Origin of the sequence: Rhizobium freirei PRF 81 (assembly GCF_000359745.1) — a bacterium.
Classification (GTDB): domain Bacteria; phylum Pseudomonadota; class Alphaproteobacteria; order Rhizobiales; family Rhizobiaceae; genus Rhizobium; species Rhizobium freirei.
This window is the reverse complement of record NZ_AQHN01000013.1, coordinates 110,809-129,314: the sequence shown is the minus strand read 5'-3', so window position 1 is coordinate 129,314 and position 18,506 is coordinate 110,809. Positions and strand designations below refer to the sequence as shown.

Sequence of the window (18,506 nt, the reverse complement as noted above, 5' to 3'; positions counted from 1 at the left end):
CTCAAAACTCCCCCAGATAGGCGCGACGCACATTGGGGTCCGCAAGCACGGTATGGGTTGGGCCAAGCGCCAGAAGCTTGCCGTAGTCGAGCACCATGGTCTCGCTGCACATGGAGCGGATAAGATCGACATCGTGATCGATGATCAGGACCTGCGCCCTGAATTCCGCCGGGATGCGCAGCACCAGTTCTCGAAATGCCTTGCCTTCCTCCTCGGTCAACCCTGCCGCCGGCTCATCGAGCAGGATAAGCTTCGGGTCGCCGATCACACATTTCGCAAGCTCGACGAGACGGCGCTGAAACAGATTGAGCGACTGGCCGAGCCGATCGGCAACCGACGTCAGACCGACGAAAGAGAGAGCCTGATCGACGGCGCCGGAACGGTGCCCCACAGCGACGACATGGTCGGCGATCGCAGCAATATTGCCGGAAACGGTCAGGTCTTCGACCACCTGCTCGGTCTGGAACGAACGCCGCAGGCCCGCACGCACGCGCTGAAGCGGCGACATCGGCAGCAGCGCCCGTTCGCCCAGCGAAACTGCGCCCTGAACCGGCCTGACGAAACCGGAGAGCACATTGAGCAGCGTGGTCTTGCCCGCGCCATTCGGGCCAATGAGGCCGGCAACCGGGGCCGTCAGCACCGCGCTGAGCTCATTGATCGGCCGCACGCCGCCGAACTGCACGACGAGATTTTCGATCCTGATCATCGATCCCTCCCCCGGGAAAGCTTGTTGCCGACCCAGGCGATCAGCCCCGATATCTGCCCCGCAATGCCGGTCGGGGCGGTCGCCAGAGCATGAAACAGCGCCATGCCGAAAATCCCGATCGTCACATAGCCGTCGATACCGAGATCGGTCAGCAGCGCCGGCACTGCGCGCAGAAGAAGCCCCGCGATCAAGGCGCCGTACCAGTTGAAGACCCCGCCGACGATGGCGAGCGCAAAGAGATTGAGGCTATCGAAGGCGCCGAAGGCACGTCCGTCGAGCTGGCCGACATTGCCGGCAAGCAGGCCGCCGGCGAGACCAGCCAGAAAGCCGCTGAGCGCAAAAGCCCATGCCTTGTAGATCAGGACGTTGACGCCGCTCGCAACCGCGACAGTCTCTCCCTTGCGGATCAGCGCCCAGGCCCGACCGGGACGGGCAAGCTTATGCCACTGCGCAATCAGCAAGCCGATCGCCGCTGCCGCGCAGACATAGAGAAAGTAGGAAACCTCTCCACCGGCTAAAGCAGGTCTTGCCAGCATCTCACGCCCGGAGCCATCTGCTCGCCCGAAGAAGCCAGGGCCGCCGTCCGGAAAACCCCAGGCGCTAACGACGATCTGGAAGGCGCCGGCCAGCATCAGAGTGACGAGCGCCAGATAAAGGCCGCGCAGCCGCAGGGCCGGCACGCCGAACGCCAGCCCCACTATCGAAGCGACGATCCCGCCGGTGAGCAGGCTGACTTCGAAAGGCGGATGAAAGGCGTGGCCGATACGCAACGTCACCCAGCCGCCGACACCGACAAGCGCGAACTGGCAGAGAGAGACTAGGCCAAGCTGGCCGTAAAGAATGGCAAGGCCGGCAACGGAGAGCGACAGGGCAACGGCTGAGGTTGCGGCCGACAGCCAGAAGGAATTGGCAAGGAGAGCGACGACGAGCGAAAAGATCGCCATCGTTATTGGAACATGCAGTAGCTGCTTGGGCAGTCGCACTATCGATAGGCCTTCGCCGTTGGAGGTGATTGTCTGGTCCTGAACGGTCATCTGTCTTTCAGCGCGGCTCTCGCCGTGCCTCCCAGGATCGTGACTGCAACGAGCGCGATGACGAAGGGGGCGGCAGCGCGATAAGGCGATATCCAGGCGATCGGCGTCAGCACGGCCTCGGCAATGCCGATCAGAATGCCGGCCACGGCGGTTTCCCAAAGCGAGCGCAGCTGACCAAGGATTGCGGCGGCTATCGCCGGAATGACCAGCAAAGTCAGGAATGTTCCCTGCAAGCGCACGAGGTCGGCGAGCAACAGGCCGGCAAGTCCGGAAAAGATGCCGGTGATGATCCAGGCGGCGGTTTCCGTATAGAGGATGCGTACGCCGAGGACAGCACTGAGATCGCGATCATTGGCAAGAGCGCGCATATCAAGACCAAGCCGCGTGCGGTTCAGCAGGAGCGTGATCGCGACGACCATGACGACAGCGAGGATGATCGCGATGATACGCGTATAGGTCAGGCGCACGGCAAAGAGGGTCACGAACATCTGGTCGGTCGGAAACTGCAGACGGCGCGGCAGCTCGCCCCAGATGACGCCCATGATCGCAATCAGCAGGAGTGCCGGTGCCAGCGTTCCCACCGCGCGCACGACGATGTCGCGATGCGACAGCATGGGCGCGAAGATGCGGCCGTACAGAAAGCTGATCGTTGTGGAAACGGCGACGGCCGCGAGAATGGCAACGGCGAGCGGCATTTTCCACTCAAGCAGCTGCCAGGCGCAATGGGCGCCGATGGCGCCGAAAGCACCGAAGGCAAAATTGAGAACGCCTGTCGCGCGAAACAGAACGACAAGGCCGACGCCGGACAATGCGTAGACAGCACCGATTCCCAGGCCGGAAATGACGAAGGGTAGAAAGTTCATGGACCGATCCTCTCGGGTCGCTCGGTTCCGCGGCGTCAAAGCCGCGGAACCGATGGCAGATGCCTGGGCTTAGTTGAGGCCAGCCGACTTTTCGAAGGCGCGGATGTCCTTCAGTTCCGGATCCGGCGACGGGGCGCAGTCGGAGACGACCTTCCACTTGCCGCCTTCGGCAACGGCCATGCGCGTCGTCGAATTGGCGTTGTGACGCGTCTGGCCGTCGCCGAAGTACCAGGGAGCGCAGAAGATATCGCTCTTGAAGCCCTTGATCTGCTTCACGGCAGCGGACGCGGTCTCACGGTTGATGTTGGCCGGATCGAGCGACATCAGCGCCTTCTCGGCGACGCGTGCCGCGAGATAGCCGGCCTGGGCGAAGGTATCGCGCGGGTCGGACTTCTGACCGTACTGATCCATGACGGCAAGCCAGTTCTGATTGTCCGAGGTCGTTGCCTCGAGATCATTGAACTCCATGTTGACGTAGAATTTACCGTCCCAACTCGAGCCGATCGTGGACGGAACCGAGAGATCATAGGCCGAAGCAGCGCTCAGGAAAGTGATCGACCGGTTCAGACCCTGCTCTTCGGCTGCCGTCAAAAGCGGCACCGCAACGCCCTTGGAGAGGCCGAGAACGATAACGTCAGGCTTGCTGGCAGCTGCCTGCAAGATGACGGATGTCGCATCGGCGGAACCCGGATCCATCAGGATCGTCTGTGCGGCAAAGCCCTTTTCCTTGGCGAGCAAAGCGACGCCATCGCAGGACCATGTGCCGACATTCGGGATGTTCGGAGCGATGCAGACGACCGACTTGGCATGGAGCTTGTCGAGCGCATAGCCCATGGCACCCAGCATAGAGACACGCGGTCCGGCATTGGTCGGCGCGATGTTATCGGCAAAGAAGCATTCGCGCGGCACACCGACGCCGGCCAGCACCAGAATGCCGGCCTTCTTGTAGAGTTCGGCATTGGCGCCGCATTCCACATAGCTCGAATTGCCGACCATCAGCACGGCCTTCTGGTCGTTGACGAGCTTGGCCGCCAGCTGTGCGGCGATCTCCGGATTCCACTGATCGTCCTCGATCATATATTTGACCGGCCGCCCCTTGATGCCGCCATTGGCGTTGAGGCAATCGAAATAGGCTTTCGCCGATTTGGTCGAGTTCGAGAAATCGTCCGGGCCGGTCTTGCCGGTGATTGCGCCGATGATGATCGGTTCGCCGGTTGCCGGCTTTCCGGTACTGTCACCGCAGGATGCAGCTGCATTTGCGCTGAACGCCGAAATGAGCGTCAGGAAAAGGCCGATCGCCAGCCCTTTGAGATTGATAGGCATTGTCTCCTCCAGTTTGTTGTCCCGCTCCCCACGGGCTCTTTGCTTTTGCGATGCCCGGCTCAGCCGGAAATCGCCCTACCTGTCATGAAGGCGGCAGCCTTTGCCGCAATCATCATCGTCGGCGCGTTGGTATTGCCCGAAACCAGCGTCGGCATCACCGAGGCGTCGCAGACCCGCAGGCCCTCGACGCCGCGCACCTTCAAGTCCGGCCCAACTACGGCACTGGGGTCGTCCGCCCGGCCCATGCGGGCCGTGCCTGCCGGATGGAACACCGTCTTGCAGGATTGGCGGATGTAGTCCCGCAGGGCGTCCGGATCCTTCTCGACGCCCGGCTTCGGCAGCAGGCGGCGCTTGACCAGCTTGGCAAGGGCCGGCGCATCGAGGATGCGGATCGCCGTTTCGACGCCGCGCACCAAAGTTTCGATATCGGCCGGATCGGATAGGAGATTGGCATTAAAATCCGTCTGCTCCGTCGGATCGGCACTCTTCAACCGGATCCAGCCTCGCGAGCGCGGCCGCAGATAGCAGGGCCCGATGCTGAGGCCATGTCCGGGCTCAGGATCACGATCGACAAAACCGATCAAAACCGGCAACACATGGAACTGAACGTCCGGCTGTCCCGTGCCGACGGTATCGACGAAACCGCCGCACTCGACGACGTTGGAGGACAGCAGCCCGCGGTGCGACGTCAGATAGCGCAGCATGTGGCCGGCTGCCCGCAGACCCTTGTCATGACCGAGGATCGAGATCGGCTCATGCGTCTCGCCCTGCACCGGCACTTCCAGGTGATCCTGATAGTTGGCGCCGACGCCAGGCAGATCGGCAACGACCTTGATGCCAATTGACGAAAGATGCGCCGCGTCGCCAACACCGGACAGCTGCAGGATCTTCGGTGTAGCAATGGCGCCGGCGGTGAGCGCGATTTCACGCTCCGCCTTGAAGGTCGTGCCGTCGAGCAGCTCGACACCAACGGCCTTCCGCCCCTCGAACAGGATCCGAGCGACCTTACGTTGCGTCAGCACGGTCAGGTTCGGCCGCTTTTCCGCTTCGCGCAGGAAGGCTTGAGCGGAACTCCAGCGACGGCCGCCATGGGTCGTGCTTTGATAGAAGCCGACGCCAGCCTGATCCTCGCCATTGAAATCGTCATTATGGGGGATGCCGATTTCGGTCGCCGCCTTGATGAAGGCCTCGCTTAACGGATGGCGATGCCGTGGGTCGGAAACGCGCAGCCCGCCCTTGTTGCCATGGAAATGGCCGTTCAGCCGCTCGTTGTTCTCAAGCGAGCGGAAGGCCGGCAGCACATCGTCATAGGACCAGCCCTGGCAACCCATTTGCGACCAGGTATCGTAGTCGTTGCGGTGACCGCGAATGTAGATCATCGCGTTGACCGAACTGCCGCCGCCAAGCACGTTGCCCTGTGGCACGATGCTCGGACGCCCGTTCAAGCCCTTGTCCGGGTTCGAGGCATAGGGGTGGATGTCAATGCCCTTGCCCAGCACTTTGAAGAAGGTGGCAGGGATATGGATCCAGGGGTCAGAATCTCGACGGCCCGATTCGATCAGCAGTACCTTGTGCGTCGGGTTTTCCGAAAGCCGGTTCGCCAAAACGCACCCCGAGGAGCCGCCGCCGACGATGATATAGTCGTAAGTCGTCATGGTCAGCTCAGCACCGTCTGGATGGTCGTAAACTCCTTCAATCCTTCGGCGCCGAACTCGACGCCGATGCCGGATTGCTTCACGCCGCCGAAAGGCGCATTGGGCTGAATGGTGCCGTGCTTGTTGATCCAGACAGAGCCGCATTCGAGCTGCATCGCATAGCGTTTCGCCTTCTGGGCATCCGCAGACCAGACAGAGCCGCCGAGGCCGGCAGGATTCTGGTTGGCGCGCGCAATCACCTCATCGATATCGCTATAGCGTATGATAGGCAGGGCCGGACCGAACTGTTCTTCATCGACCAGCCGCACGCCATGATCGACATCGGCGACGAGCGTGATCGGATAGAAGTATCCGGGCCGGTCCATCGGCGCACCGCCGGTCAAAATGCGGCCACCATTGACGCGCGCATCGTCGACGAGTTCGCGAACCTTGTTGAACTGCATTTCATTCTGGATAGGCCCGAGGATGCTCGCCTCATCGAGGCCGTCGCCAACGGCGATCTTGCCGGCATAATCGGCGAGCCCACGGCAAACCTCTTCATAGATGCTGTCATGCACATAGAGGCGCTTCAACGCCGCGCAGGTCTGGCCATTGTTGATGAAGGCACCCCAGAAGAGCCCCTCGACGATGGCCTTCGGGTCGGCATCGGGCAGCACGATACCCGCATCATTGCCGCCAAGTTCCAGCGTCAGCCGCTTCAGGGTCGCAACCGCCGATGCCATGACCTTCTTGCCGGTTTCCGTCGAACCGGTGAAGGTCATCTTGGCGACACCCGGATGAGCGGAGAGAGCCGCCCCAATGCTGTTTTCGCCGGTGATGACATTGACGACGCCGGCAGGCAGGACCTCATTCATGATCTCGACGAGGCGGATGGTCGACAAGGGCGTCAGCGGCGACGGCTTGATGACGACGGTATTGCCCGCGCGCACGGCTGGCACGATATGCCAGCAGGCAATCATTACGGGCCAGTTCCAGGGCGTAATCGAGCCAACGACGCCAATCGGCTTGCGATGCAGCTCGACCCGACCTTCATTATCGTCCTGAAGGATCTCGACCGGCAGGTCGAGGTCGGCGGTATGCCGTGTCCAGGCGAGCGCGGCGCCAATTTCGAAGCGCGAACCGAGACCATTGAGCGGCTTGCCCTGCTCCCGGGTCAGGATCTGGGCAAGTTCCTCAGCATGTTCGTTGATCTTCTCTGCGACGGCGCGGCAGGCCATGGCGCGCTCTTCGTTCGAAACCTGCGACCATGTCTTGAAGGCTTCGGTCGCCGCTGCAACCGCGCGGTCCAGATCCGCTTCGCTGCCGAGCGGCATGTAGCCGACCACGTCGCCACTCGACGGATTTGCGACCGGTGCATGATGGGACGTGGCGACATGTTCGCCGCCGATAAGCAGGGTATACTGCTTCACGATATTCTCCTCCCGTGACTTTCGGAAGGACTATGACCTTAGCCTGAAAACCCGTCTTGGGGAGAAACGCGCCCCGTCTTGGACTGGAGCGCAGACTGCGCTTCAGTCCAATCTATGCACCGGCTCGGTCGAGCGCAGCAGCTCGCTCGGCGCGCAATCGAACAGTTCCTTGAAGCTGCGATTGAAATAGGAAATATCGTTGAAGCCGGCCGAATAGGCCACTTCGGCGATGGTCGCGGGGTTGCGCTGTTCCTTGAGCTGCTCGATCTTTTCGCGGGCAAAGCGCAGTCGCTTGTCGCGAATGACGGTCGTGCAGGTCATGCCCATGCCCTGGAAATCCTGCTGCAGAGTGCGGATCGACACGCCGAGCCTCGTCGCCAGCCATTTGGCATTGAGATCCGTATCTGTGAGGTGCTTGTCGATCAGAATATCGACCATCTGCATGCGCCTGCTGGCGCTGTCGTGCAGCGAATTCAAACTCGTCGCCTGGACGCTCGTCGACAGAAAGGCCTGGCGGGTCGTATCGAACATCAGCTGGCGCAGATGCGGAGAGGCCACATCGTTTTCCGGCGTGGTCATCATCTTGGCGATCAGTGCCCGCAGCATCATCGCCATCGGATCGGAGGCGACAAGCTTGCGCGCGACGTCGAAATCGACCCTGCTGTCGGAATACATCAGTTGCCGGGGCAAATGCAGCGACAGATGATTGGAGAAGTGTCCTCGAAAATAGAAGGTCGTGGGACGGGTGGAGTCGACGAGAATGCATTCGCCGACATCGAGAATGTTCTGCTGGCCGGAATGTTCGACGCCGCAGACGCCCTCGAGCTGCAGGATCAGGAACAGATGTTCATTGGCGTCGCGCCGGATGTCGTCCCAATCGCGATGGACATAGTCGAGGTCGTTGGACACATGGGCGAACTCCATGCCGCAGACATCGATGCGGCTTGCCGTGCCGATGACGCTATCGCCGCGCTGCATCACATGCGGGTTGAAATTGCCGCAGATGCTTTGGAGATCGTCCACCCACTGATCATAGGGTATCGGCGACCAGCTCCGTTCGATGAGACTGCGATTCTGCAACAGATCCAACTCTGCCTCCCAACAGTGTCAGCGCTGATGGAGACTGCTACAGATCCTCGGTCCCGTCAATTAAATAGTTAACATATTAATAAAGTTGGGAAAGTGTTACTCTTCCCCAACCGAGCCGTTCTCCAGTCTCAGCGATGCCAGTTCCTCCAGCATGTCGAGAAGCTGTTCCACACGCTGCACGCCGAAGCGCGCGTCGATGTCGGCATAGACCTTCAGGCTCTCCGGCATGACCTCGGTGACGATCGCCTCACCCGCCGGCGTGATCTGCAGAAGCACTCTGCGGCCGTCGGCCTCATCCTTGTGCTTGGTGATGAAGCCGCGCTCCTCCAGCAGACGGATCATCCGCGTCAGGCTCGGCGCCAGAATGGAGGCCTTGTCGGCCAGCTCCGTCGCATCGAGCTTGCCGCCCTCGTAGAGGACACGGATGACGCGCCATTGCTGTTCGGTGACGTCATGCGCCGCCAGGATCGGCCGGAAATGGCTCATGACCGCCTCGCGGGCACGCAGCAGCCCGATCGCCAGGGAACGGCGTGGTTCTCGGAGCGATCGCTTGGGCTTTGCTGTTGCAGTATCGGATGCTGATGGCTGTCCGGCGTCGCTATCTGTCTTATTCGGCATTGTTTCCGCATGTTCGCTGAGATCATTATTCTCATTGATTAACATGAGAATCTCTCAAAGCAAGGCGATCGGAAGAGTCGGCCCGGCCTAACCGCAAAGGCCGCCATATTCGGCGGCCCTTATCAGAGCAACCCTACGGCACCTGCACGAGGCGGCCGCTGCCTCTGATCTCGGAACGCCGCACGATGGGATGCCCGTACAGCTCGACATTGCCGCTTCCGCTGATCGATATGTCCGCATCCGCAGCAGCAGAAACCTGCGCATCGCCGCTGCCCCGAATTCTCAGTTTCACCGATTGGGTGGCCAGATCCTTGAGACGAGCCGCACCGGAGCCGGCGACATCCAGATCGACGGTTTTTACGCTACCCGTGGCGGTGACGCTGCCGCTTCCGAATATGGTCAAGCGCAGATCGGCTTGATCGAGCTGGGACAAGGAAAGATCGCCGCTGCCGTGAACTTTCCAATCGGTGACAGGCGCGCCCGACAGGCTCACATCGAATCGGGACATGGACCAGCCCGGATGGCAATCCAGGCTCAGCCTGCCGCCTTCCAGCCTCACATGATCGAGAAGTGCGGGATTGCCGCTGATGACGGCTTCCGCCTTGCCACCCGGCTGATAGCGCACGGAAGCCGGTATATCGATTGCCAGACTGCCATTCGAGTTGAAGGGCAGGACGACCTGCTGCTTGCCTGACCCTTGCGAACCGCAACCGAATTGCGCGCCATCCCACCAATACCTTGCGCTGGCCAGATCCGATCCGGAAAGCGCGGCGCCCAAGGCAAGAAAGACAAATGCACAAATCAATCCGATTGTCGCGACGGTCGCCAATTTCCCGTTCATTGTCCATTTCCTCCAGTTATGTCGGCGCACCGCTCAAACACGGTTTTCGTTTGCCTGCGCCAAGCGAAAATGCAGGCGGGCATATTGCCCGAGCATGCGGATCCCCAGGCCCAGCCCCATCAACAGAAGCGCGCCGCCGCCCACGAGGATGCTCACCAGCCCCAAGCCGATGAACAGGCGGGCCAGCATCGCGACCGACGGCAGGCCGATATGGAAAAACACGGTCGTAAACACGATCTTCAGACCGACGGCACCGATGGCCACAAGCGCAATCGAAAGACCGAATGCGATGACGGCCGCGGCGAACAGCAAAGGCAGCAGGAAGAAGATATCGACGACAGCAAGGCCGGCCAGCGCCGTCATCGCGGCCAGGAGGTTCGCCACGCTCCAATGCGCCTCGAAACGGCGCAGCCCCGCATCCGCACGCAGCTCTCTGGCAATTCTCACCGGATCGCCCAAGGCGGCCGCGACCTCCTCCGCGCTACGGCCGGACGCCTCGGATTCGGTAAAATAGGCCGCGTAGTCGGCAATGATATCGTCGACTTCGTGAGGCGGAAGGCCGGCGAGGCCCAGTCTCAGCGTGCGCAAGAAAGCATCCCTGGTCATGGCTATTCCTCAAGAAGTTTATCGACGGCGCCCGCAAGCGAGCGCCAGTCGCGACGATGCGCTTCAAAAATCGAACGGCCGAGCGGCGTCAGCCGATAGTATTTGCGAGGCGGCCCGTTGCTCGACTCGACGATGCGGGTGGCAACGAGCCCGTCATTCTGCATCCTGCGCATCAGCGGATAGATCGTGCCTTCGCCCATCCCGACCGCCGCAACCAGCGTGCTGGCAATCTCGTAGCCATAGCTTTCGCCCCGCGACAGCACGGCCAGGACGCATAGATCGAGCACGCCCTTTCGCAGTTGAACTTGGATCGAGTCGGTCATGAATGCCTCGGATTTGCGATATGAGTATAACAAGCTATCTGTTAATGCAAGGTAGTGGAGTAGCCTCTGAATCACTTGCCGGGGGAAGCAATTGCGAGAGAGACCACGATGCGGCCGCGAAAAACAACGATGTCGGCCAACGGCAGATTGCCGGCAACGGAGATCGCAGCTCGAGAACTGGGACCCTGGACCATCTGTAGACGGTCCAGGATCGCCCCAAGATAAAGGCTTGCGGTTAGCGTTGGAGTGTCAGGTGGATGGTGCCGCTCGGCGCCGTTTCCGCCTTGACCGTGTAGCCGGCTTCCAAGCCGCGCAGATCGTCCCACAGGCGTATGCCGCGTCCGAGTAGAATCGGCGTAATCGCAACATGAAGACGATCGACAAGACCAGCCTTCAGAAAGTCGCGAACAACCGTTGCACCACCGCCAATCCGCACATCCTTTCCGCCCGCTGCCTTTTGAGCCTGCTGAAGCGCCTCGACCGGAGTGGTGTTGAGGAAATGGAAAGTGGTGCCACCCGCCATTTCTAAGGAGGGTCGAGAGGCGTGGGTGAGAACGAAGACTGGAACTCGGAAGGGTGGCTCTTCGCCCCACCAGCCACGCCAGTTCGGATCCTCGGGGAAGTTATGGAGTCCGAACATGCCGGCGCCCATGATCTCGGCTCCCACATTCGTGAAGTATTCCTTTGCGTAGTCGTCATCGACGCCGGTGGTCCCAGCCCCGCTCGCATCCTTGAAAACACGCTCCCGGAACGTTCGCGTTGCGGTATATGCGCCGACGAGACGCGGCCAGTCTTCGCCGAAGGGGATTTCGGGCGTCTGGTCCGTCGTTGTCGCGAAACCATCAAGCGAGATTATGAGATCGACACGAACTGCCACTGGAGCTCTCCTTATGAGTGGTTACATAGCCGTCCCCATCTTAAACAGGTCAAATACTAAGGCAAGTACCTAAGTGTTCTTGACCAACACCCCAATTCGTTTTAGGAAATCGCATGCCCTATCATTCGACGCCTCTCGATCTGGCCTTTCATGCTCTTAGCGACCCGACCCGCCGCGCGGTGGTATCACGGCTGGCCGAGGGCGAGGTTCCCGTCACCGTCCTGGCCGAGCCTTTCGACATGGCGCTGCCTTCCTTCGCGCAGCATCTGAAGGTGCTGGAAGATTGCGGGCTGATCGCCAGTGAGAAGCGCGGTCGCAGCCGCTGGTGCCGGCTGGTGCAGGCACGGTTCGACGAGGCGGCGGACTGGATGGAGGCGGAGCGCCGGCGCTGGAGCGAGCGGCTGGATCGGCTGGAAGCCTACTTGGATAAGACGAGAGAGGATGACGAAGAACATGGCAAATCTGTTTGACACTTGGGCACTTGATCGAGAAATCGTGCTGGTGAAGGTGCTAAATCATCCGCGGGAAAAGGTCTTTGCCGCCTGGATGGACGCGAGGGCGCTGGCCGAATGGTACGGTCCGACCGGCCTTAGAATCGAGAACCACGAGGCCGATATCCGCGAGGGCGGGGTCTGGCGGTTCGACATGGTGGGCCTGTTCGAAGGGCAGGAGCGTCGCTTCGCGAACTTGGTGCGCTTTTTGCAGATCGTGCCGAACGAGCGGATCGTGATGGACCACGGCACGCCCGATCCAAACGATCCCGACCGTTTCCGCGCTACGGTAACCTTCGATGAGCAGGCCGACGGCAAGACGGTGCTGACCATGCGTCAGCTCCACCCCAGCCCCGAGCGGCGTAAAATCGTCATCGGCTTCGGCGCGGTCGAATACGGGCTGCAAACGCTGGATGGCCTTGCAGCCTGGCTGGACGCTTGATCGTTTGGCCAATCGGTGCCGCGTGCGCGCAATGGCGACTGACCGACGCGGCGAGCAGATCGAGCTGCGCTTGATCGCGTAGCTTGGATCTTGGCGGAATAGGATGGCCGCACGCGACGTCTGCACGCAGACATGATGGTGATTGAAACCCGATCGCGAATCCGATCAGATCGAGGCATGACGAAAACGATACGCATAGCCGCGGCCCTGATATTGCGACCGGATGGAGATACGCTGCTCGTGCGCAAGCGCGGCACCGCGGCCTTTATGCAGCCGGGTGGCAAGATCGAGCCGCAAGAGGCGCCGGCACAAGCTCTCATCAGAGAATTGTCCGAGGAGTTGGCGCTCCGCGTCGAGGTTGCTGATCTGACATTCCTCGGCCAATTCGAGGCACCCGCGGCCAACGAGCCCGAGCATGTCGTCGTCGCCGACGTATTCCGCTTGCATGTCGGCGATACCGCCATCACGGCCGCGGCGGAGATCGAGGAATTGCGCTGGGTGTCGCCTGTTGATCCGGGCGCCATAGTCATGGCGCCGCTGACTGAATATCACATCCTGCCATTTCATCGGCAGTGAAGATCCCTCAGAGGACTGCGGCCTGCGTTTGCGTTTCGCTTGAAGGCACGAGAGTTTCGATCGTCTTGGCATTAACTGCGATCGCGCGGCCGGCAAACCAGCCGTTGATCGCAGCGCCAAGGCCGAGCAGCACGAACAAGACCGAGCACCAGGCAAAGCTACCGGTCCAGCCATGGACCATGCCGACCACGAGCGGACCGACCGCAGCAAGCAGGTAGCCGACGAATTGCGCCATGCCGGAGAGATGCGCCGCCACATGTGCGTCGGACGAACGCAACACGATGACGGTCATCGCCACGGCGATCAGTCCGCCCTGCCCGATGCCCTGGAGCACGGCCCAGAACCAAACCGTCCAAAGCGGAGCAAAGAGCAGGCCGAGCAAGGCAACGACAGCGATCGCGCAGAGGATGACATTGATGGCGCGCTGATCCTTACCCTTGACCGCGATATGGGGGAACACCAGGCAGGCGGCGGCCTGCACCATGACCGAGGCGGAGACAATGGCGCCTGCCGTCACGCCATCGAGGCCGCGCTCGCGCAGAATGGGAACGAGCCAGCCGAAGACGCAATAGGCAAGCGCCGATTGCAGCCCCATGAAGAGCGTGACCTGCCATGCGATCGGATCGGTCCACAGGCCCGCTACTCGAAAGCCGCTGCGGCGAACCTGGCTGCGCGTTCCGATGACCTGCGGCAGCCAGAGAAGCCCGACCACCACAGCCGGGAGAGCCCAGGCAGCCAGCGCACCGCTCAGCGATCCGCCAAGCGCATGTTCGATGGGAAGCGTCAGCCCCGCCGCGCTCGCCGCGCCGGCACACAGCGCCATCGTGTAGCAGCCCGTCATCAGGGCTGCCTTGTCCGGGAAATCGCGCTTGACGACGCCGGGTAAAAGCACATTGCCGATCGCGATGCACGCACCGGCCAGCGCTGTCCCGAAGAACAGCATGGGAACAGAGGAGAAGCCGCGCAGCGCAGTCCCCAAAGCGAGCAGCAGGACGACGCCCAGCAGGACGCGCTCCGTTCCCAATCGCTGCGCGAGCCTTGGCGCAAGCGGTGAAAACAGTCCCAGGCAGACCACGGGCAAAGTCGTGAGGATGCTGGTACCGGACGCCGACAGGTCGAGCCCGGTCCGGATCTCCGGCAGCAGCGCCGATGCGCTGGAAAAGACCGGCCTCAAATTGAATGCGATCAGGACGAGGCTCACGCCAAGAACAAATCTGCCGATCGGCGATTTACCCATGTGCGGCTGCGGCGGCGGGATTTCATCGGCCTCGGCATCGATCAAGTCCAAAGAGGCGGCATTTTGCGAAGACATGGTCATGACATCAGTAACCGATCAAGTGTGACAATAACGGGAGCCATGAAACGGCGCACGGCAGCGTCGGCCGCTTCCGGATCACCGGTTTCGATGGCGTCGACGATCTCGACATGCGCCTGCATGTCCGGCTCGGGAATTTCGGCATCGAGCGTCGCCTCGATGGTTTCGGCGATCGACATGGAGAAGAAATCGTAGATCTCGACCATCGCCATGTTCCGCGATGCGGCAACGACCGCTTTATGGAAGGCAAGGTCGCGCTTGATGAAACCCGACTTGTCACCCCCTTCGTAATTTCCTCGCGCGGCGAGCAGCCCGCGCAGTTGCGAGATCACCTCCGGCGTATGGCGCAGAGCGGTCAGCCGCGCGGCCTCGACCTCAAGAGCCAACCGGGCTTCGAATTGGTCCCTCAGCCCGGCGCGACGGGCGATGTCGAGCGGACGGCCGAAATCGGTCGTCGAGCGCACGTAGGTGCCGGACCCCTGTCGTGTCTCGAGATAGCCTTGTGAGGCCAGCACGCGCACGGCTTCGCGGATCGTGCCGCGACTGACTGAAAGCATCGAGGAAAGAGCGGCCTCATTGGGCAGCTTGTCACCGACTCCCCAGCGTTGGGCGATGATTTCGCTGCGGATAGCCTCCACGGCAGTGTCGGCAAGCGTCGTCTTGGTCAAGGCACGCACGGCTCATCCTCATCAAGTCATCAGATGACTTTACGACTATCTGAACGACGTCCGTTCGTCAATGGATGGTCGAGGCCATAGCGAAGCGCCGGAAAAAGCTTTTGATTTCTCTCTCAGTGTCGCCTGATGCCGTCGCAGTAAAGCAGCATGGCAAGCCCCGACAGCCCGGCAAAGGCCCCGATAATCGCTGTTCCGGAATAGCTGCTCACGGCAGTCCCCAGCGCGAAAAGGAGAGCGCTCAAGCCGGCGCTCAGGAAAATATTGACCGAGATCAAGGCGCTGCCGAGTCCGGGGCGCTCGGCAATCAGATCCTGCAGATAGGTGATCGGGATGCTTATGAGGGCCGCTGCCCCGATGCCGCTGATAAGCGTCAGCGCATACATATGCCACGGCGCCGACGCCAGACCGAGCAGCAGCAGGTAAATCACATAGATCACCGTGCCGATCGCGAGCGCCGTGACATGGCTCATGATCCGCTGGGCGCGTCCCCAGACGACGATGAAGATGACCTCGAGAAGCGCCACGATGCCGACGAGAACCCCGATGTCGGCAACGGTCCCATGCGCTGCACCGGTAACGACTAGCGGCAGGATGGCGCCGTTGACGTGGAGCGTACTGCTGATCAACGCCACTGCCATCACGCGCACGAATACGGGCGGTGAGATGACCTCGCCAAGTGCGGCAAGATAAGAGAGATGACGCGTCGCCGCCGCGTCGGTGCCGTTCTGCCGCGGGAGGAAAACCGCGATCAATCCGAAACAGACGACGCAAGCGAGACCGGCAAAAAGATAAGCGGGCAACATGCTCGCCGAGTTTGCAAGCAATGCTCCGGTAATTCCCGGCACCAGAACCCAGGAGAGCGAAATCATCGCCCGGACGCCCGAATTGACGGTCGCGACATCATTGCGCTCCATCCCTCTGGTCGCAACCCTGACATTGGCGAAAAGCAGCGAATTGAGCGAGCCGTAAATCGGCAGGAAGAACAGGGCGCTGAGAATGAAGGTCGCTTGCGCCGGGACGATATAGACGGCGCCGTAACCGAGAGTACCGAAGATGGCGACCGTCAGCATCATCGCGCGATATTCGCCGATCCTATCCGCCAGATTTCCCAGGAGAATGCTGACGACGACATTCACCGCAGCCGCACAGAAGATCAGCGCCGAATACAACCCGTTGCTCAAGCCGAGTTCGCGGATCCCCACGACGGACTGATAGGGAGAGGTCGCCGCTCCGGCAAAGCCGAAGGCAAAGATGGCAAGCATGCTCACCCGGATCGTCGGGTTGCGAAAAACGTCAGGAAGGAGGCGGGTCATCTGTGATGTCGAGGGTCTGGCAAATCACCCGGTAGCTGGGCGAAGGGCTTTTAGCAGGTTTGGCATTGTCCGAAACCTGCCAAAGCAAATTATTGGCGACGCCGACGCAGGCGGAACGCTACTCGATGACGCCGCGCCGCGCCATGATCGCCAAGCCGATCATCGCCACCAGGGAGAATACCGCCGGAAGGTAGAAGACATTCGGAAGACCGAGATAGGCGACACCGATGCCGCCGACACCGCCGCCAAGTGCCATGGCCAGCGCCGAAGAGCTCATGAAGATGGCGGAGGCGGTTGCGACGGCGTTGGGAAGAAGACGCTGGGCTACGATCAGCCCCAGCACCATGTAGAGCCCCCAGACGCCACCCATCAGCGTCTGCCCTGCAAACATGCCGATGGCGCTTGGCCATGCTGCAAAACACAAATTGGCGGCGACGCCACATGCCGCCGCGATGCACATCAGCCAGAGCGTGCCGATCCGCCGGGCGAGCATGACGCTGAACGGCATCAGAAGAAGCTCGATCAGCGGCTGCGTTCCGATAACCGCGCCGCGCACACCCGGATCGACCCCGAGGTTTTCCTCCATGTAAAGCAGAAGAAAGCCGTATTTGATGGGCTCGCCGGCATAGACGAGCACATAGAGGCCGGTAAAAGCCAGCAGCGGCATCATATCCGACCAGCTAGGCGAGCTGGCTTTGCCGGTCGCATGTTTTGTTTTTAACTTGGGGCTCACCGAGACGCTCAAGGTTCCCAGGGGAGCGATTTGCGCCACAAAACAGATGGCCGTCGCCCAGAACATGGTTCGCAGACCGGTTTCGGCCGCCAGCCACGCACCGATAAACGGGCCGACGATCCAACCCGCCGTCAAAGCCATTCGGATGATTGCGACCACGCTCTCGTTCGCGCCCGCCGGGTTTCTGTTCAGATCGTCGTGAATGGCGGTGAAAAGCTGCGATGTCGCGGAGCCGGAGAACGCCAGGACGACAGCACCGATGACGAACGGCATCCAGGGCGCATTCGAAAGTGCAAAGCCCATCCATCCGAGAAAGCCTGCCATGGCGCATAGTCGGAATAGGCTGAGGCGTTTGCCCGCCCGGTCGGAGTAGCGACCGACCAGATAGCCGGCAACCGGCGCCGTCAGACCGGTAAGGTAGTAGAGCCCGGCCACGGGCATCGATGTTCCGAGCTCTTTTACCAGGAAGACGACGATCTGCGGCAGCGAAGCCGAAGTTCCCAGGCCCGAAAGGAAGAGAGCGAGTGTCGCTCCGCGATAGAGCGGCGAAGCCCATACCTGCTGAATTGCAGTGGTCCTGCCGGAACTTTTCAAGGATTGCGCGTCCATTCCATCCCAGTCCGTAGTAGCCGGTTGCTTATTTTGCTGTTCCGGTTCGACATGCATGGTCGTCCTGATCGACGACGGCCAAGATCAGCCCGTTTAAGGCAGATGGAATCACGATTTCATCCCGGATGGCGGCTATCCTGCCGCCAAAATCGGCTGTGACGCAAATGTTTGCTTGGAGCCACAACCTATCCGGATACGATTTCCACAATGAATGTCTCGGCTGTGCCTTCAGCCGGGAATCGCTCTGGAATAGGCGGCCAGGATGAACCGCTCGGCTTGATAGAGATATTTCTCCAGCGCTTCGGCAGCGCTCGCCGTTGCCCCCTCCTCAAGATGGGACAGGATCGTGGCATTCTGCCCGACATAGGGAGCATGCAGATATTCCGGATCGCGTATCAGGCCGAAGACCAGCCGCAGCTCCAGCGAGATCTGCGCGTAAAATGCCGAGAGCCGAGGGCTGTCGGCCAGCTCGACGATCGCGGCGTGAAAGGCAATGTCTGCGCTGCCGACATCAAGCCATTCACCGAGGTCACGATGACGGACCGCCTCATCCACAGCCGCTCGCATCTTGCCGACGCTCGGATGACGATGATGGGCACCGGAAAGCGCGGAACATTCTATGAGGCGGCGGATATGGAAGATGTCGATGATGGTCGATATGCTGGGCGTGGTGACGAACACGCCGCGATTGGCTTCATGGCGCAGCACGCCTTCCTTCGTCAGCAGCCGAAAAACCTCGCGCAGCGTATTGCGCGAAACCTGCAGTTCCTCGCATAGGTTCGCCTCGGAGAGATGGCTTCCGGGCGATAGCGTTCCGCTGATGACCCGCTCACGGATACGCGCCGCCGTCACCTCGGTGACCGTCTGCCCGGCTTCCGCCGTACCCGAAGTCGGCTCGATACTCACAAGCTTCGTCTGCTTCATCTGCTCTCCTGGCGCCTGCGTTCGGTCAAACTGCAGCGCCTATCCATCCCTGCATTCTCCGGCAAGCTATGCATTGCTGCGA

The 18,506-nt window shown here is 61.1% G+C and carries 20 protein-coding genes; 3 read left to right on the top strand and 17 right to left on the bottom strand.

Translation table 11 applies throughout. The annotated features are described in order from the left end of the window. Position 1: 1 nt before the first annotated feature. The 12 genes from RHSP_RS06175 to RHSP_RS06120 all read right to left on the bottom strand — a co-directional run bounded on the left by RHSP_RS06175 (position 2) and on the right by RHSP_RS06120 (position 11,344). Positions 2–706: an ABC transporter ATP-binding protein gene (locus tag RHSP_RS06175; protein ID WP_004110688.1), complete on the bottom strand. Its 705-nt coding sequence runs from the start codon at positions 704–706 to the stop codon at positions 2–4. Beyond that, positions 703–1,740 carry a branched-chain amino acid ABC transporter permease gene (locus tag RHSP_RS06170; protein WP_037149970.1) on the bottom strand — a complete coding sequence of 346 codons (1,038 nt, stop codon included), beginning with the start codon at positions 1,738–1,740 and terminating at the stop codon, positions 703–705. Before RHSP_RS06170 ends, RHSP_RS06175 begins: the two co-directional genes overlap by 4 nt. After that, a complete protein-coding gene (locus RHSP_RS06165) occupies positions 1,737–2,603 on the bottom strand; it encodes a branched-chain amino acid ABC transporter permease (protein WP_037149967.1) in 867 nt (288 codons plus the stop codon). Before RHSP_RS06165 ends, RHSP_RS06170 begins: the two co-directional genes overlap by 4 nt. A gap of 69 nt (positions 2,604–2,672) precedes the next feature. Beyond that, a complete protein-coding gene (locus RHSP_RS06160; protein ID WP_004110684.1) occupies positions 2,673–3,926 on the bottom strand; it encodes an ABC transporter substrate-binding protein in 1,254 nt (417 codons plus the stop codon). A 59-nt stretch (positions 3,927–3,985) separates the two neighbouring features. Next, entirely contained in the window at positions 3,986–5,581 is a 1,596-nt protein-coding gene (locus RHSP_RS06155) for a GMC family oxidoreductase (protein WP_004110682.1), read from the bottom strand. Positions 5,582–5,583: 2 nt separating this feature from the next. Further along, positions 5,584–6,990 (bottom strand): aldehyde dehydrogenase family protein, encoded by a 1,407-nt coding sequence (locus RHSP_RS06150; RefSeq protein WP_037149965.1) that lies wholly within the window; start codon positions 6,988–6,990, stop codon positions 5,584–5,586. 102 nt (positions 6,991–7,092) lie between these two features. Then, a complete protein-coding gene (locus tag RHSP_RS06145) occupies positions 7,093–8,079 on the bottom strand; it encodes a helix-turn-helix domain-containing protein (RefSeq protein ID WP_037149962.1) in 987 nt (328 codons plus the stop codon). A gap of 96 nt (positions 8,080–8,175) precedes the next feature. Further along, positions 8,176–8,697 carry a homoprotocatechuate degradation operon regulator HpaR gene (hpaR, locus tag RHSP_RS06140; RefSeq protein ID WP_037150062.1) on the bottom strand — a complete coding sequence of 174 codons (522 nt, stop codon included), beginning with the start codon at positions 8,695–8,697 and terminating at the stop codon, positions 8,176–8,178. Positions 8,698–8,830: 133 nt separating this feature from the next. Further along, positions 8,831–9,538, bottom strand: a complete 708-nt coding sequence (locus tag RHSP_RS06135; RefSeq protein WP_004110677.1) for a GIN domain-containing protein — start codon at positions 9,536–9,538, stop codon at positions 8,831–8,833. A 33-nt stretch (positions 9,539–9,571) separates the two neighbouring features. After that, on the bottom strand, positions 9,572–10,144 hold the full coding sequence (locus RHSP_RS06130) for a DUF1700 domain-containing protein (protein ID WP_004110676.1): 573 nt from the start codon (positions 10,142–10,144) through the stop codon (positions 9,572–9,574). Between the two features lie 2 nt (positions 10,145–10,146). Beyond that, entirely contained in the window at positions 10,147–10,467 is a 321-nt protein-coding gene (locus RHSP_RS06125) for a PadR family transcriptional regulator (protein ID WP_004110675.1), read from the bottom strand. 235 nt (positions 10,468–10,702) lie between these two features. Then, positions 10,703–11,344, bottom strand: a complete 642-nt coding sequence (locus tag RHSP_RS06120; protein WP_004110674.1) for a dihydrofolate reductase family protein — start codon at positions 11,342–11,344, stop codon at positions 10,703–10,705. 113 nt (positions 11,345–11,457) lie between these two features. Here RHSP_RS06120 and RHSP_RS06115 point away from each other — a divergent pair, with 113 nt between their 5' ends. The 3 genes from RHSP_RS06115 to RHSP_RS06105 all read left to right on the top strand — a co-directional run bounded on the left by RHSP_RS06115 (position 11,458) and on the right by RHSP_RS06105 (position 12,853). Continuing rightward, positions 11,458–11,814: an ArsR/SmtB family transcription factor gene (locus RHSP_RS06115; RefSeq protein ID WP_004110673.1), complete on the top strand. Its 357-nt coding sequence runs from the start codon at positions 11,458–11,460 to the stop codon at positions 11,812–11,814. Then, on the top strand, positions 11,798–12,277 hold the full coding sequence (locus tag RHSP_RS06110) for an SRPBCC family protein (RefSeq protein WP_004110672.1): 480 nt from the start codon (positions 11,798–11,800) through the stop codon (positions 12,275–12,277). The genes RHSP_RS06115 and RHSP_RS06110 overlap by 17 nt, the downstream gene beginning before the upstream one ends. A gap of 177 nt (positions 12,278–12,454) precedes the next feature. Then, complete coding sequence (locus RHSP_RS06105) at positions 12,455–12,853, top strand: NUDIX hydrolase (protein WP_004110666.1); 399 nt, start codon at positions 12,455–12,457, stop codon at positions 12,851–12,853. 7 nt (positions 12,854–12,860) lie between these two features. Here the strand turns inward: RHSP_RS06105 and RHSP_RS06100 are convergent, their stop codons facing one another. The 5 genes from RHSP_RS06100 to RHSP_RS06080 form a co-directional block, all read right to left on the bottom strand. Then, positions 12,861–14,171 carry a CynX/NimT family MFS transporter gene (locus RHSP_RS06100; protein ID WP_004110665.1) on the bottom strand — a complete coding sequence of 437 codons (1,311 nt, stop codon included), beginning with the start codon at positions 14,169–14,171 and terminating at the stop codon, positions 12,861–12,863. After that, positions 14,168–14,845: a FadR/GntR family transcriptional regulator gene (locus RHSP_RS06095; RefSeq protein WP_004110663.1), complete on the bottom strand. Its 678-nt coding sequence runs from the start codon at positions 14,843–14,845 to the stop codon at positions 14,168–14,170. The genes RHSP_RS06100 and RHSP_RS06095 overlap by 4 nt, the downstream gene beginning before the upstream one ends. A 113-nt stretch (positions 14,846–14,958) precedes the next feature. Then, positions 14,959–16,158, bottom strand: a complete 1,200-nt coding sequence (locus RHSP_RS06090) for an MFS transporter (protein ID WP_004110661.1) — start codon at positions 16,156–16,158, stop codon at positions 14,959–14,961. A gap of 118 nt (positions 16,159–16,276) precedes the next feature. Continuing rightward, a complete protein-coding gene (locus RHSP_RS06085; protein ID WP_240535371.1) occupies positions 16,277–17,500 on the bottom strand; it encodes an MFS transporter in 1,224 nt (407 codons plus the stop codon). A gap of 228 nt (positions 17,501–17,728) precedes the next feature. Next, the gene (locus RHSP_RS06080; RefSeq protein WP_004110658.1) at positions 17,729–18,424 is read right to left on the bottom strand and encodes a GntR family transcriptional regulator; all 696 of its coding nucleotides are present in this window, start codon (positions 18,422–18,424) and stop codon (positions 17,729–17,731) included. Positions 18,425–18,506 lie beyond the last annotated feature (82 nt).